This window comes from Brevundimonas bullata, assembly GCF_014207965.1.
GTDB classification, from domain to species: domain Bacteria; phylum Pseudomonadota; class Alphaproteobacteria; order Caulobacterales; family Caulobacteraceae; genus Brevundimonas; species Brevundimonas bullata_A.
In genome coordinates this window covers 465,041-478,920 of record NZ_JACHLM010000001.1, presented here as the reverse complement: position 1 = coordinate 478,920, position 13,880 = coordinate 465,041, and the positions used below count along the sequence as shown (strand labels likewise).

Below are 13,880 nucleotides of genomic sequence, written 5' to 3'. Positions count from 1 at the left end.
GTCATCGCGACTGACTAGGCCGGTCAAGCGCTGCCGTAAATCGGATACGCCTGTGGCGTGATGTCGCTGAACCGCGCTTGACCCACGCCTCTCCCGGCGTCCACCCTGATCGCCGTTCAGATTCAAGGGGAGGCGCGGATGCGCGGCGTGGGTTTCACTATCGGTTCGGTCATCGCGATCGGCGTGCTGGCGGCGATCTTCCTGATCGGCTTCCCCACCTACAACGTCTATTCCAAGCAGATGGCGGGCAAGGCGGCCTATGAGGAGGCGGTGCAGAACCGCCGCATCCGCGTGCTGGAGGCTCAGGCCGCGCTGGACTCGGCCAAGCTGACTGCCGCCGCCGAGATTGAGCGCGCCAAGGGCGCCAATGAGGCCAACCGCATCATGGCCGAGGCCCTCGGCGGCCCCGAGGCCTATCTGCGCTGGTCCTACATCAACATGCTGCAGGAGACCGCCGGCAAGGAAGGTCGCCAGACCATCTACATCCCCACCGAGGCGGGGATGCCCATCCTGGAAGCCGGCCAGCGCCCCGCAGCGCGCTGATCCCTTTGGCGAAATGAAGAAGGGGCGGTCCGTCGGGACCACCCCTTTTTGCTGGCCTCAGACCCGCGTTAGCCGCAGGTCCTGATAGTCGTAAGAGAAGTCGATGTCGGGCGAGACGCCCTTGACCGTGGCGGTCGCGGGCTTGGCCGTGGCGATGTTGAAGGTGATGAAGGCGTCCTCTTCGCGCTTGTCGGGGAAGCGGGTGCGGAAGGTCTCGCCGTCGTAGGGCTCCAGCCAGCCCTGTAGCGCCGGGGTGTGGGTGAAGCGCAGCCACAGGCCGGTCTTGCGGTTGCGGCCGCGCCCCTCGGTCTTCTGTTCAATGACGATGTCGCCGTACCAGGGATCGCGCCAGGTTCCGACATAGGCGTCCAGCGGCATGGACGGCGCCGCGCCCGCCGCCTGTTTGGCGTCGATCTCGACGGCGGCCTTCAGCGATTTCTCGGTCCCTTCGGCCTCGCGCTTCTTGGAATCGGCGATCCAGTCGACGTCGACCTGGTTCATGGCGATGTCCGACAGGCCTGAGCGCAGGGCGCGTAAGAGGAAGCTCTCCTCGGCGTTGGTGAAGACCGAGAAGCCGATCTTGCGGCCGGGGATCAGCACCGTGGCCGAGATGCCGCCGGGCGATCCGCCGCCGTGGGTGGCCAGCCGCTCGCCGCGATAGTCCTGCACCTGCAAGCCCATGGCGTAGGTCGAGGCCACGGCCCGGTTGGGCAACTCCGCCGTCGGCCCGTTGGACGACGAGACGATGATGTTGGGCTTGACCATCTCGCGCGCGGCGGCTTCGGAGAACAGCCGGGTTCCGTCGGCCAGCCTGCCGTCGTTCAGGCGCACGGCGATCCACTTGGCCCAGTCGTGGGCGCTGGTGCAGATGCCGCCCGCCGCCGCCGCCGAATCCCAGTTCCACACTTCGACGATGGAGTCGGCGATCTGGGTCATCGCGCCCTGGTAGCGCAGGGGCGGGCCGACGCGGCCGTGAGGCAGGGCGCTCTTCTTCGGGTCGGCCAGACGGGCCAGGGGCACGCTCTCGCTCATGCCGACCTTGTCGAAGATGCGAGTCTGGACGAAGTCCTCCCACGACAGGCCGGACATCTTCTCGATCACCGCGCCCGCCACCACGAACATCAGGTTGCAGTAGTGGTAGTCCTCGCGGAAGCCGTCCTCGATGGGCACGAAGGCGGCCTGGGCCAGGACCTCGGCGCGCGTCCGGTCGCTGTTGGGCCAGAATAGCAGGTCGCCGGCGCCCAGGCCGAAACCGGCGCGGTGGCTCAGCGTATCGCGCACGGTGATGCGCTCGCCCACCATCGGGTCCGACAGGGTGAAGCCGGGCAGGTAGGTCCTGATCGGCTCGTCCCACTTGACCTTGCCCTCGTCGACCAGGATTGCCAGGCAGGCGGCGGTGACGTTCTTGGAGTTGGAGGCGATGGCGAACAGGGTGTGTTCGTCGGCGGGTTCGGCCTTGCCCTGACGGCGCACGCCGTAACCCTTGGCCAGGACCGTCTTGCCGTCGCGCACCAGGGCCAGGGACACGGCGGGCTGTTCCGGCCAGGCCGCCATGCAGCGCTGCACCCAGGCGTCGGCGGCGGCGGCGATCTCCTCGTCGGTGCGCGTGTCGGCGCGGACCTGAGCCAGGGCCAGACCGGGCAGGGCGGCGCTCGAGGCGGCGACGGCGGAGGAAAACAGGGCCGCACGGCGCGACAGGCGGATGGACATAGGCGAAGCTCCCGACATGAGCGGCGACGCTACCGCCCCCCGCCTCTGCGGCCAAGACCTCACCCTGCTCGTCATCCCGGCCGAAGAGCCGGGACCGCTCAAGACGCCGCGTTTCCTGCGGTCCCGGATAGCGGCTGCGCCGCTTCCGGGATGACAGCCGACTTCAGGCCGCCAGCCGCCACCGTTGCAGATGCTCCAACACGTCGGCCACGATCTGCGCCCGCGTAAAGCCGGTGACGTCCCTGGCGCGCGTGCCGTCCCCGGTCTGGGCCGTCATCCGCCATTCGAGCGCCCGCCGCCCCTCCGGCGCCTCCAGCGCGGTCAGGGCCGGCAGAGGCCGCGACCGGGCGCCGATGCGATAGAGGAAGTCGCGCCCATTGGCGTGCTCGACCACCAGCCAGACGCCGGTCTCGTCCATCTCGACCCGGCTGTTCTCCAGCCCGCCCTCGACCAGGGCGTCGCGCACCTCGACCAGGGCGGGGGCGCCCTGACGCTCGATCTGGCGGGCGATGTCCTTGCGGCTGGCGGGGGCGAAGATGCGCTTCAGCCGTTCTCGGATCGGCGGAGCCTCGGTCTCGATCGCCTCGCCCTTGAGGTCGGCGTCCATCTGCCGCGCCAGTCCGAAGGCCAGCAGGATCATGATGACGGCGAACGGCAGGGCCGCCACCAGGGTCGCGGCCTGCAGCGCGCCCAGACCCCCTGCCAGCAGCAGCAGGGCCGCCGTCAGTCCCAGAAGCCCGCACCAGTAGATCCTCTGCCAGCGCGGCGTCTCCTCGGCGCCGCCCGAGGCCAGGGTGTCGATGACCAGCGAGCCGGAATCGGCCGAGGTGACGAAGAAGACCGCGACCAGGGCCACCGCCAGGGTCGAGGTGATGGCCGTGCCCGGCAGGTACTCCAGGAAGTGGAACAGGGCCGTCGACAGGTCGGCCTGCACCGCGTCCGAAATCGCGCCGCCCGCTATGCCGAGGTCCAGGCCCATGGCCGAGTTGCCGAAGACCGTCATCCACAGGAAGGTGAAGGCGGTCGGGACCAGCAGCACGCCGATGACGAACTCCCGCACCGTCCGCCCGCGCGAGATCCGGGCGATGAACATGCCCACGAACGGCGACCAGGCGATCCACCAGGCCCAGTAGAACAGGGTCCAGTCCGCCATCCAGGCCCGCGGCTCATAGGCGTAGAGGGTGAAGGTGCGGACGAAGAAGTGATCCAGATAGAGGCCGAAATTCTGCACATAGGCCCGCAGCAGGAACAGGGTCGGCCCCACCGCCAGCACGAACAGCATCAGGCAGACGGCCAGGATCAGGTTCAGCTCGGACAGCCGCCGCACCCCCTTGTCCACCCCGGTCAGGACCGAGATCGTCGCCGCCCCCATGACCACGACGATCAGCCCGACCTGCACTGTCACCGTATTGGGCACGCCCGCCACATAGTTCAGCCCCGAGGTGATCTGGGCCACGCCCAGCCCCAGGGAGGTGGCGATGCCGAACAGGGTGCCGCAGATGGCGAAGATGTCGACGGCGTCCCCGATCGGCCCGTTGATGCGCTTGCCCAGCAGCGGATAGAGTCCCGACCGCATGGTCAGCGGCAGGCCCTTGCGGTGGGCGAAATAGGCCAGGCTCAGCCCCACCACGGCATAGATGGCCCAGGCGTGGACGCCCCAGTGGGTATAGGTGATGACCATGGCCTCTCGCGCGGCGTCGATCGTACCGGGCGCGGCCTCGGGCGGGGCGATGTAGTGCTGCACCGGCTCGGCCACGGCGAAGTACATCAGGCCGATGCCCATGCCCGCGGCGAACAGCATGGCCAGCCAGGAGACATAGGGGAAGTCCGGCTCGGCGTCGTCCGGCCCCAGCTTCAGCCGCCCGGTCGGCCCCACGGCCAGAACGGTGACGAATAGCAGAAAGCCCGCGACTACGGCCACATAGAACCAGCCGAAGGTGTCGATAACCCAGGCCTGGGCCGCGCCGAAAATCAGGTCGGACGTCGAGGGCGCGATCAGGGCGAGGAGAAGCAGGGCGCCCGCGATGGCGCTGGCCCCCCAGAAGACACGGGGGTTCATCTTGGTCGTCAGCATGGGTCCCTAGCGCACAGCGACGCTTGGGGTTCCATGCCGCGTCACAGAGCGGCCATCGGCATGAAGAAGATGTAACTGTGGTCGGCGAGGTCCGGCTGATAGTCGCTCTGTTCGAGGGGGCGTCGAGGGGACGTCCGCAGGGACGCGACCATGTCGAAACTCAAACTTGCTCCGCTGCTGGGCGTTGTTCTGGCCTTGCCGGCGGGCGCCGTCCTGGCCGCCCAGACGCCGCCCCCCGCGGCCGGAACCCAGCAGGCCCAGACGCCCCCGGCCACGCCGAGCCCGCAGGAGCCTGAAGACAAGGATCAGCCGGCCGCCGTGGGCGACGTCGTCGTCACCGCCCGCGCCAACGACGTGCGGACCTCGATCGACTCCATCAGCTACAGCCTGGCCGACGACCTTCAGGCCGCGAACGGCACCCTGGCCGAAGCCCTGCGCAACGTGCCGTCGGTCGACGTCGACCCCCAGGGCAATGTCTCCCTTCGCGGCGACGGCAATGTCACCATTCTGGTGGACGGCCGCCCCTCGGCCATCCTGTCCGGGCCGAACCGCGCCGACGCCATCCTGCAGCTGCCCGGCAGCCGCTATGCGCGGATCGAGGTGATGACCAACCCCTCGGCCGCCTACAGCCCCGAGGGCTCGGGCGGGGTCATCAACCTGATCACCAAGCCGACGCCTCTGGCCGTCGCCGGAGCGCCCGGCGCGCCCGCGACGACGACCGCCACCGGCTCCGTGCGGGTCAATGTCGGCGACAACGGGCGCTGGAACCTCGGGGCCAGCGGCTCGCGCCAGCGCGGCAAGCTGACCCTGACCGGCGACCTCAACTATCGCTACGATGATCAGACCTTCGCTTTCGACCGGCTGCGCGAACAGCTCGACCCGGTCAGCGGCGGCGTCACCTCCACGACCACCACGGTCCAGAATAACGACACGGTCCAGAAGGGCGTTTTCGCCCGGTTCGCCGCCGAGTATCGCCTGACAGACAAGACGATGCTGACCGGCGAGCTGCGCGCCAACCGCTTCGAGGCCGACTCCGAGGCCTGGGGGCTGTTTGAAACGCGCGATGCGGCGGGGGCCCTGACCCGCGCCTACACGCGCGACGGCGTGGGCGGCTTCAGCATGGACGGCTGGGGCGCCACCGCCCGCGTCCTGCATCAGTTCGACACCTCGGGTCATGAATGGTCCAACGAGCTGCGCTATGACCGCAACGACCATGAGAACACGTCGCTGAACGCCAACGTCTTCTCGGTCCCCGTCGCGCCGACGCTGTATGAGCAGCAGAGAGGGCTAAGCGCCCAGGAAACGATCGGCTTCACCAGCGCCTACACGCGCCCGATGAACGACGACTCCAAGCTGCGCGCCGGCTATGAGCTGAGCCTCAGCCGTCCGGATCAGGACAATGTCCTTCGGCGCGGCCCGTCGGAGGCCGCCCTGGCCCCCGTGCCGAGCCTGAGCAACCGCTTCGAGGCCGAACAGACGGTCCACGCCCTCTACGCCACCTATGAGCGCCCTTTCGGCGAGAAGCTGTCGGCCCAGTTCGGCCTGCGTCTGGAACAGGCCGAGGTCGAGATCGAGGACGTCACCAACGCCGTGCGCGCCTCTCAGGACTATTTCCGCGCCTATCCGACCGGCCACGTCCAGTACAAGCTGACGGATGCCCAGACCCTGCGCGCCAGCTATTCGCGCCGCATCCAGCGGCCGCAGCCGACCCAGTTGAACCCGTTCGTCTCCTACAGCGACCCGCTGAACCTGCGCTCGGGCAATCCGAACCTGGAGCCGCAGGAGACGGACAGCTTCGAGGCCATGTGGCAGATGCGGCGCGGCCAGAGCTTCTATCAGGCCACCGCCTATTACCGCGACACGACCAAGGCCTTCACCGACGTGGCGACCGACGTCGGCGGCGGGGTCCTGCTGACCCGGCCCGAGAACCTCGGCGCCCGGCGCGATCTGGGCGTCGAGCTGACCGCCAGCGGCCGTCTGCACCCGACCCTGCGCTACAACGCCGGCATCAACGTCTTCCGCCAGGAACTCGACGCCGCCGGCATCCCGGGCGCGCGGGACCGCGAGGGCGACCTGGTGACGGGCCGCCTCAGCCTCAACTGGCAGGCCACGCCCAAGGACTTCGTCCAGGTCATGGGCTTCTGGCAGGGCGACCAGTTGCTGGCGCAAGGCACGCGCGAGAGCGGCGGAATGGTCAACCTGGGCTATCGCCGCAAGCTCAACGAGACCCTGTCGCTGCAGTTCACCGCGCGCGACATCCTCAACTCCTTCGGCGGGGCCACCACCTATGACACGCCCCTGTTCCGCGAGCGGGTCGATCAGGACATCAACCTGCGCGCCTTCTACCTGGGCCTGACCTGGTCGTTCGGCGGCGGGCCGCGCAAGCCCGAGCCGCAGTTCGACTTCTCGACCGGCCCGACCGGCGGCTGATTTCAGGCCCGCGTCTCCCAGGCGGTCCAGATGGCGATGGCGACCAGGCCCAGGGCCATGACGGCGCGCATCGCCGGCCCCTGGGTGCGGGTCAGAAGGGCGCCGCCCGCCCGCGCCGCCGTCAGCACGATGACCGAGTGGACGATGACGCTGACCACGACGTGCAGGCTGCCCAACGCCAGGGCCTGCGTCAGCGTCGAGCCGTGGGCGGGGCGGATGAAGCCGGGCAACAGGACCACATAGAGCAGGGCCGCCTTGGGGTTCAGCAGGTTGCCGATCAGGCCGCGCCGGAACAGGGCGCGCCGCCGCGTCTCGACCGGCGCCGCGTCCGCGCCGTCCCCGGTGCTGCGCCAGGCGTCCCAGGCCAGCCACAGCAGGAAGCCCACCCCGGCCCAGCGGATGGTCTGGTAGAGGGCGGGCCACAACAGCACCACCTCGGTCAGGCCGAAGGCGGCGGCGACCATCCACAGCGTCAACCCCAGGGTGATCCCGGCCACCGCCGCCAGCCCCGCCGTCCGCCCCTGCGACAGCGAGACGATCGCCAGCCAGCCCATGTTCGGCCCCGGCGTCAGCTCCATCAGCGCCACCGCCGCCAGGAAGGGCAGGACGACCGTCGGATCGACCGGCACGTGCGTCAGAAATTCCATCAGGGCCTCCTGCAGCCACGCTAGGCCGGGACGGCGGCGCGCATCAATCGCGCGTGACCGGTCTTGCGTGTCCCATCGGCCACACCCACCTCGGTTTGACACACCTCAAGGCGTCGCTTCGTCGAAGGGCGCGTTGTTGGTTTTCCGCCTTCCGAGGGGACTGCACCGAATGAATCTCGACCTCTATTCCGACCGCGCCAAACAGGCCGTCCAATCCGCCCAGTCGCTGGCTCTGGCTCGCCGGCACCAACAGTTCGCGCCCGAGCACCTGCTGAAGGTGCTGCTGGAGGAACGCGACGGTCTGGCCCGCAAGCTGATCGATCAGGCCGGCGGCGACCCGTCCGCCGTCGAACTCGTCACCGAAGGCCTGCTGAAGAAGCGGCCCCAGGTCGAGGGCGGCTCGGGCCAACTCTATCTGGACGGCGACACCGCCCGCGTCTTCAGCGCGGCAGAAGAGGCCTCGAAAAAGGCCGGCGACGCCTTTGTCACCACCGAACGCCTGCTGGCCGCCATCGCCAAGGAAGGCGGCGCCGCCGCCGAGGCGCTGAAGTCTGCCGGCGTCACGCCCAAGAAGCTGGATGAAGCCGTCGCCGAGATGCGCAAGGGCAAGACCGCCGACAGCGCCGGGGCCGAGGACTCTTACGACGCCCTGAAACGCTACGCCCGCGACCTGACCGAGGCCGCGCGCGACGGCAAGGTCGATCCCGTCATCGGCCGCGACGAGGAAATCCGCCGCACCATCCAGGTCCTGGCCCGTCGCACCAAGAACAACCCCGTCCTGATCGGCGAACCCGGCGTCGGCAAGACCGCCATCGTCGAAGGTCTGGCCCTGCGCATCGTCAACGGCGACGTGCCCGAAAGCCTGAAGGACAAGAAGGTCCTTTCGCTCGACATGGGCAGCCTGATCGCGGGCGCCAAATACCGCGGCGAGTTCGAGGAGCGGCTGAAGGCCGTGCTGAACGAGGTGGCCGCCGCCGAGGGCGGCATCGTCCTCTTCATCGACGAGATGCACACCCTGGTCGGCGCCGGCAAGGGCGACGGGGCCATGGACGCCTCCAACCTCTTGAAGCCCGCTCTGGCGCGCGGCGAACTGCACTGCGTCGGCGCCACCACGCTGGACGAGTACCGCAAGCACGTCGAGAAGGACGCGGCCCTGGCCCGTCGCTTCCAGCCGGTCTTCGTCGCCGAACCCACCGTCGAGGACACGGTGTCGATCCTCCGTGGCCTGAAAGAGAAGTACGAAGTCCACCACGGGGTCCGCATCTCGGACAGCGCCATCGTCGCCGCCGCCACCTTGTCGAACCGCTACATCACCGACCGCTTCCTGCCCGACAAGGCCATCGACCTGATCGACGAGGCCGCGTCGCGCGTGCGCATGGCCGTCGATTCCAAGCCCGAGGCCCTGGACGAAATCGACCGCCGCCTGGTCCAGCTCAAGATCGAGCGTGAGGCCCTGAAGAAGGAAAGCGACAGCGCCTCGCAGCAGCGTCTGGAGAAGCTGGAGGACGAGATCGCCGATCTGGAGGCCCAGTCCGACGACATGACCGCCCGCTGGAAGTCGGAGAAGGCCAAGGTCGGTCAGGGCGCCCAACTGCGCGAGACGCTGGACCGTCTGCGCGCCGAACTGGCCGCCGCCCAGCGCGCCGGCGACCTCGGCCGCGCCTCAGAGATCGCCTACGGCCAGATCCCGCAACTGGAACGCCAGCTGGCCGAGGCCGAGGCCGCCGAGAAACCGGCGGAAGGCCCCCTGACGCCCGAGGTCGTCGACGCCGAGCAGATCGCCGCCGTCGTCAGCCGCTGGACCGGCGTGCCCGTCGACAAGATGCTGGAAGGCGAGCGCGAGAAGCTGCTCAAGATGGAGGACGAACTGCGCCGCCGCGTCGTCGGTCAGGACGAGGCGCTGGAAGCCGTATCCGACGCCGTTCGCCGCGCCCGCGCCGGGCTCAACGACCCCAACAAGCCGCTGGGCAGCTTCCTCTTCCTCGGCCCGACGGGCGTGGGCAAGACCGAGCTGACCAAGGCGCTCGCCGGCTATCTGTTCGACGACGACAACGCCATCACCCGCATCGACATGTCCGAATACATGGAGAAGCACTCGGTCAGCCGCCTGATCGGCGCCCCTCCCGGCTATGTTGGCTATGACGAAGGCGGCGCCCTGACCGAGGCCGTGCGTCGTCGCCCCTATCAGGTCATCCTGTTCGACGAGGTCGAAAAGGCCCACCCCGACGTCTTCAACGTCCTGTTGCAGGTGCTGGACGACGGTCGCCTGACCGATGGTCAGGGCCGCACCATCGACTTCAAGAACACCCTGATCATCATGACCTCCAACCTGGGCAGCCAGTACCTGGCCGACCAGCCCGAGGGCGAGGATGTCGAGGCGGTGCGCCCGCTCGTTATGGAACAGGTCCGCGCCCACTTCCGGCCCGAGTTCCTGAACCGCATCGACGAGATCATCCTGTTCCACCGCCTCGGCCGCGAACAGATGGGCGGCATCGTCCGCATCCAGCTGGCGCGCCTCGAAAAGCTGATGGCCGACCGTCGCCTGACCCTGGCCCTGGACGACAGCGCCCTGACCTGGCTCGCCGACAAGGGCTACGACCCGGTGTACGGCGCAAGGCCGCTGAAGCGCGTCATCCAGAAGGAGCTGGTCGACCCTATGGCGAAGAAGCTGCTGGCCGGCGAGATCGAGGACGGCAGCGTGGTGGCCGTGTCAGCGGGCGCCGACGGGCTGGAGATCGGGAAGGCGCGGGTGCATTGATCTCAGGCGCCTGCTGACCTCATCTGAGAAAGGGGCCGCGATATCGCGACCCCTTTTTCCATGCACTCCCCCTCTTCCGTCATCCTCCGGCAAGCCGCGTTGGCGGCGCAGACCGGGGGACCCAGCGGCGCGTGGGAGCGTGAAGCAATGCTCGGCGCGTAGCAGCCTCCCTGTCGAGGGCGTGCGGGGTGAGCGGTTTCGCCTTAGGTGCCGCTGGGTCCCCCGGTCTCCGCTTCGCTTCGCCGGAGGATGACGACAGTGGGGGAGCGGGCTAGCACCGCGCCTAGTCTAGTCCTTATCCGGTGATCGTTTGGAATTTTCCTTTGCGTCCGCTCTCACTGAACTGGCGACTCTTATTACGCGTGCAGCGATCCCATCCTCGAAACCGTTTTGCACGAGGTCGGATTTTGTGATTTTTCCATCAGATGAGTAAATTAGAATAAGTAGCGCTATAAATTCTGGACTAGAATACCATTCTCCGCGACTCTCTGAGCACAACTGATCAAGGTATGCCTGGTCAATATTTGATAGAGCGCTTTCTAGGTCCTCAATGGACCTCATGCCTATCTTATTTGCAAAATTGGAAATTGTTCCTACGTAATTTGCATCATCATCGTATACATCATCATCTATGATGAATCCGGCGTTAGACGCTGAAGAAACTAAATCAGGTATTCCTTTCCAGGTAGCCAAGAGTGCGGATACGCTGTCAGCATTTATAGGTATATCAGTGTTCCCATCTGCAATATTGCTAATTGCAGATTCTTTTAGACTTTTCCTTTGATTTCTTATTGCAACGAATTCTTCGTCAGCTAATTCGAATAGGCCTGCTATGCGATGTAGGCGTCTTCTAAATGGAGATGGTATATCCATCTCTCTTTTATATTGAACAGTGTGGGATACGGCCGACCAGGCGTGCTGAACCACTGTTCTTATTTGTATTTCAGCTCTAAAATCCTTAAATTCCCTCCACTCTATGAGGTTATTTCGAATTTCGTTTAATTTTATAATTAGATGATAACTTAAGTAGCCAAACTGATCAACATTAAGCTTTTCTTGTTGGTGCGCTGTCTCTTCAGAGATTACTTGGAACTCATTTTTAATAATAGATACAATTTTTTCTAAATCATCAACAAAGTAACATATTATCCGCGATCCGCAAAGATCTTCAATTTGAGATAGGGGATCGGAGTAAGATTTGCTGGGTCGGTTTATTTTATCGGAAAATGAATCGACTGTTTTAGCTCTGGCTTCGACAACATGGTATTTCATGTCGTGAGCTATCACTAGGCTCTCTAGGAGGCCCCTTAGGCTGTCGCTAAACGCGACGTAGCGAGGTCTAATTTGGGCAAATTTTTCAACTTGCCTTGAGTTCCTGATGTCCACGATTGGCTCTCCCCCAATCTATGGATGTATGGGGTTGCACTGATCGAAGCACAACAGTCGATATCTTCTAGTCCCCCAGCACCGGCATCACCTCCACCCCGTCGCAGACGAAGATGCTCATGTGCGGGTGGTCTTCGAACAGGCGGGTCGCCGCCTCGTGGCTGTCGGCGCGCACCACCATGAAGACGGTCAGCAGGTTGACCATGTCCGTCACGGCGCCGTCGTCGCCGATGCGCTTGGTCGGGCCCAGCGGGCCGCCCTGAAAGACGATGGAGGCGCGGTGCGCCTCTTCCCAGGCGGCGACGGCGGCCACGCCGATGCGGGCCGTCTCGGCCTGCTGGGCCTCGCTCATGGAGCGCCAGGCCCGCCATTTGGGGCCGGTCTTGTCACTGGTGAAGATGGCCAGGTAGTGCGTCTCGGCGCTCATCGAAGCCTCCCGTTTGTGGAAGCCTCGCCCCTTTGCTCGTGCTGGGCAAGCGGCGCCGGATAGGGTGTTCGACGCGGCCTGCTCAACTGCGCTCAAGCAGCGAGCGACCGCGTCGCGAACGTAGCGCTCTTCGCTTAGATATGAATCGCGTGGCCCAGGGCCCGCAGGCTGGCCTCGTGGAAGGCCTCGCCCAGCGTCGGGTGGACATGGATAGTGCCCGCCACGTCTTCCAGCACGGCGCCCATTTCCAGCATCTGGGCGAAGCTGTTGGACATCTCCGAGACGTGCTGGCCGACGGCCTGGATGCCGAGGATGCGGTGGTCGGACTTGGAGGCGATGACGCGGACGAAGCCGCCGTCCTCGCCGGCCTCGATGGCCAGGGCGCGGCCGATGGCGGCGAAGGGGAAGACGGACTGGATCACGTCGTCGCGGCCCTCGACGTCCTGCGGACCCAGGCCCGCCGAGACGATTTCCGGCTCGGTGAAGCAGACGGCGGCGATGGTGACGGGATCGAAGACGCGATCATGGCCCGCAATGATCTCGGCCACGACCTCGCCCTGGGCCGAGCCCTTGTGCGCCAGCATGGGTTCGCCGGTCAGGTCGCCGACCGCCCAGACGTTCTTCATGCTGGTGGCGCAGCGCTTGTCGATCTTGACGAAGGCGCCGTCCATGGCCACGCCCATGGTCTCCAGACCCCAGCCCTTGGTGCGCGGACGGCGGCCGACGGTGACCAGCACCTTGTCGGCGTCCAGCTGCATCGGGTTTCCGTCCTTGTCGGTGACGTTCAGCTTGCCGTCTCCGAAGCCGCCGGCGCGGGCGCCGAGGAACAGCTCGACGCCGTGCTTCTCCAGCCACTTCTGCACCGGGTCGGTCAGGGCCTTGTCGTAGAGCGGCAGCAGGCGGTCGGCCATCTCGACGATAGCGACTTCGGCGCCCAGCTTGCGGAAGGCGATGCCCAGTTCCAGGCCGATATAGCCGCCGCCGACGACGACCAGCTTCTTGGGCACTTCGGACAGGCTCAGGGCCTCGGTCGAGGAAATCACGTCGCCGCCGAAGGGCAGGAAGGGCAGTTCTACCGGCTCCGACCCCGTAGCCAGGATGACGTGTTCGGCGGTGATCAGGATGGGGCCGTCGGCGGTCTCGACGCGGCAGGTCTTGGCGTCGGTGAACTCGGCCCAGCCCTTGATGACCTTGACCTTGGCCTTCTTCAGCAGGGCGGCGACGCCGGCGTTCAGCTTCTTGACGATGCCGTCCTTCCACTCGACCGTCTTGGACAGGTCGATGGCCGGGGCCGACGCGGTGATGCCCAGGGTCCCGTCGCCGGCGGCTTTCAGCACCGTCTCATACTTGCCCGCCGCGTGGATGATGGCCTTGGACGGAATGCAGCCGACGTTCAGGCAGGTCCCGCCCAGCCCATCGCCGCCGTCCACCAGCACGGTGTCCAGGCCCAGCTGGCCGCAACGGATGCCCGCGACATAGCCGCCGGTCCCGGCGCCGATGATCAGGACTTTGGTTTTCAGGGTCTGCATGATCCGAACAACTTCCGCTCATCCCCGCGGAGGCGGGGACCCAGGTTTTGGCTAGGCGCTCAACGTCTCGACGAGATCGCGCCAGCCGGGGTTCATTTCTTCAATCAGCCGCAGTTTCCACTGGCGGTTCTACTTCTTGATCTGCCGCTCCCGTCGAAACGCCGCCTCGCGGGTTTCGTGGGCCTCGAATCAGACCAGTCTCTCAACGCCGTGCTCGGCGGTGAACTTGGACCCCGCCGCTTCCTTGTGCTGCCAGGCGCGCAGACCGAGGTCGTCCGTCGAGCCCGTATAGAGCGTCCCATTCCGTCGGCTGGCCATGATGTAGGTGAAGAAGGCCAAGGGCGGGGTCCGAAGCTAAAGCCTTGGGTCCCCGCCT

Annotated in this window: 10 protein-coding genes; 3 read left to right on the top strand and 7 right to left on the bottom strand. The window is 66.2% G+C overall.

The genetic code is table 11. The annotated features are described in order from the left end of the window. Positions 1-138: 138 nt before the first annotated feature. The gene (locus HNP51_RS02365) at positions 139-543 is read left to right on the top strand and encodes a hypothetical protein (protein WP_184266658.1); all 405 of its coding nucleotides are present in this window, start codon (positions 139-141) and stop codon (positions 541-543) included. Positions 544-600: 57 nt separating this feature from the next. Here the strand turns inward: HNP51_RS02365 and HNP51_RS02360 are convergent, their stop codons facing one another. After that, positions 601-2,253: a serine hydrolase gene (locus HNP51_RS02360; RefSeq protein WP_184266655.1), complete on the bottom strand. Its 1,653-nt coding sequence runs from the start codon at positions 2,251-2,253 to the stop codon at positions 601-603. A gap of 163 nt (positions 2,254-2,416) precedes the next feature. After that, positions 2,417-4,327 carry a BCCT family transporter gene (locus HNP51_RS02355; RefSeq protein ID WP_184266652.1) on the bottom strand — a complete coding sequence of 637 codons (1,911 nt, stop codon included), beginning with the start codon at positions 4,325-4,327 and terminating at the stop codon, positions 2,417-2,419. A 150-nt stretch (positions 4,328-4,477) separates the two neighbouring features. Here HNP51_RS02355 and HNP51_RS02350 point away from each other — a divergent pair, with 150 nt between their 5' ends. Continuing rightward, entirely contained in the window at positions 4,478-6,757 is a 2,280-nt protein-coding gene (locus HNP51_RS02350) for an outer membrane beta-barrel family protein (protein WP_184266649.1), read from the top strand. A 2-nt stretch (positions 6,758-6,759) separates the two neighbouring features. On the opposite strand, the gene HNP51_RS02345 is transcribed toward HNP51_RS02350, so the two are convergent. Next, the gene (locus tag HNP51_RS02345) at positions 6,760-7,404 is read right to left on the bottom strand and encodes a LysE family translocator (protein ID WP_184266645.1); all 645 of its coding nucleotides are present in this window, start codon (positions 7,402-7,404) and stop codon (positions 6,760-6,762) included. A 169-nt stretch (positions 7,405-7,573) separates the two neighbouring features. Here HNP51_RS02345 and clpB point away from each other — a divergent pair, with 169 nt between their 5' ends. Next, complete coding sequence (clpB, locus tag HNP51_RS02340) at positions 7,574-10,162, top strand: ATP-dependent chaperone ClpB (protein ID WP_184266642.1); 2,589 nt, start codon at positions 7,574-7,576, stop codon at positions 10,160-10,162. A 288-nt stretch (positions 10,163-10,450) separates the two neighbouring features. Here the strand turns inward: clpB and HNP51_RS02335 are convergent, their stop codons facing one another. The 4 genes from HNP51_RS02335 to HNP51_RS18795 form a co-directional block, all read right to left on the bottom strand. After that, positions 10,451-11,548 carry a GTP pyrophosphokinase family protein gene (locus tag HNP51_RS02335; protein WP_184266638.1) on the bottom strand — a complete coding sequence of 366 codons (1,098 nt, stop codon included), beginning with the start codon at positions 11,546-11,548 and terminating at the stop codon, positions 10,451-10,453. Positions 11,549-11,615: 67 nt separating this feature from the next. Next, positions 11,616-11,975, bottom strand: coding sequence for a YciI family protein (locus HNP51_RS02330; protein ID WP_184266635.1), 360 nt, complete (start codon positions 11,973-11,975; stop codon positions 11,616-11,618). Between the two features lie 134 nt (positions 11,976-12,109). Beyond that, entirely contained in the window at positions 12,110-13,504 is a 1,395-nt protein-coding gene (gene lpdA, locus HNP51_RS02325; protein ID WP_221415695.1) for a dihydrolipoyl dehydrogenase, read from the bottom strand. 189 nt (positions 13,505-13,693) lie between these two features. Beyond that, positions 13,694-13,843, bottom strand: a complete 150-nt coding sequence (locus HNP51_RS18795) for a GIY-YIG nuclease family protein (protein WP_311769889.1) — start codon at positions 13,841-13,843, stop codon at positions 13,694-13,696. Positions 13,844-13,880 lie beyond the last annotated feature (37 nt).

Excerpts from the sequence above, each read along its gene's own strand:
- HNP51_RS02350 (WP_184266649.1), top strand. The coding sequence starts at position 4,478 with ATGTCGAAACTCAAACTTGCTCCGCTGCTGGGCGTTGTTCTGGCCTTG.
- HNP51_RS02360 (WP_184266655.1), bottom strand. The coding sequence starts at position 2,253 with ATGTCCATCCGCCTGTCGCGCCGTGCGGCCCTGTTTTCCTCCGCCGTC.
- HNP51_RS02355 (WP_184266652.1), bottom strand. The coding sequence starts at position 4,327 with ATGCTGACGACCAAGATGAACCCCCGTGTCTTCTGGGGGGCCAGCGCC.
- HNP51_RS02345 (WP_184266645.1), bottom strand. The coding sequence starts at position 7,404 with ATGGAATTTCTGACGCACGTGCCGGTCGATCCGACGGTCGTCCTGCCC.
- HNP51_RS02330 (WP_184266635.1), bottom strand. The coding sequence starts at position 11,975 with ATGAGCGCCGAGACGCACTACCTGGCCATCTTCACCAGTGACAAGACC.
- HNP51_RS02365 (WP_184266658.1), top strand. The coding sequence starts at position 139 with ATGCGCGGCGTGGGTTTCACTATCGGTTCGGTCATCGCGATCGGCGTG.
- lpdA (WP_221415695.1), bottom strand. The coding sequence starts at position 13,504 with ATGCAGACCCTGAAAACCAAAGTCCTGATCATCGGCGCCGGGACCGGC.
- clpB (WP_184266642.1), top strand. The coding sequence starts at position 7,574 with ATGAATCTCGACCTCTATTCCGACCGCGCCAAACAGGCCGTCCAATCC.